General features: G+C 75.3%; 1 protein-coding gene. It reads left to right on the top strand.

Annotated elements, in window-relative coordinates:
* The coding region (locus AC01FP_RS18190) for an SUMF1/EgtB/PvdO family nonheme iron enzyme (RefSeq protein ID WP_474482228.1) at positions 1–821 on the top strand (821 nt) is incomplete at both ends.

The raw sequence follows: 821 nt of genomic DNA, 5'->3' as shown, positions 1-821 counted from the left end.
GGCGTGGGCGAGCAGCACCCGCGGGCGCAGCGCGGCCTCGTCACGCGGCCCGGCCTGCGCGAGGTGCTGGCCTACCGGCGCGCGGTCGACGAACAGCTGGCGGCGCTGCTCGAGTCGGCCGCCACGCCCGCGGTGGCGGAGCTGGTCACGCTGGGCCTGCACCACGAGCAGCAGCACCAGGAGCTGATCCTCACCGACCTGCTGCACCTGTTCGCGTGCAACCCGCTGGCCCCCGCCTACCGGCCCGCGCCGGCAGCGACCGCAACGGCTGCGCCCCCGCTGCAGTGGCAGCGCCACGAAGGCGGCCTGGTCGACATCGGCCATGCCGGCAACGGCTTCTCGTTCGACAACGAGGGCCCGCGCCACCGCCAGTGGCTGCAGCCCTTCGAGATGGCCAGCCGCTGCGTCAGCCGTGCCGAGTGGGCCGCGTTCGGCGCCGATGGCGGCTACCGTGACCACCGCTGGTGGGCCTCGGCGGGCTGGGACTGGGTGCAGCGCGAGCGCATCACCGCGCCTCTGCACGAGCGGGGCGAAGGCCGGGCCTTCACGCTGCACGGCCTGCTCGCCCTGCCAGCCGACACACCGGCCGCGCACCTCAGCTGGTTCGAGGCCGACGCGTTTGCGCGCTGGTGGAGCGCGCAGCACCCGACCCACGCGCCGGCACGCCTGCCCACCGAGGCCGAGTGGGAACAGGCCGCCGCTCGGGCCGGCGCTGCAGGCATCGCCCAGGGGCAGTTCGTCGACGACGGCGTGCTTCACCCGCGTGCCACGGCATCGGCCTTCGGCAGCGTGTGGCAGTGGACGGCGAGCCCCTACACGCC

It is taken from the genome of Cyanobium sp. NIVA-CYA 375 (assembly GCF_056108345.1).
Note: the sequence above shows the minus strand (reverse complement) of the source record. Positions and strands in the feature narration are given on the sequence as shown.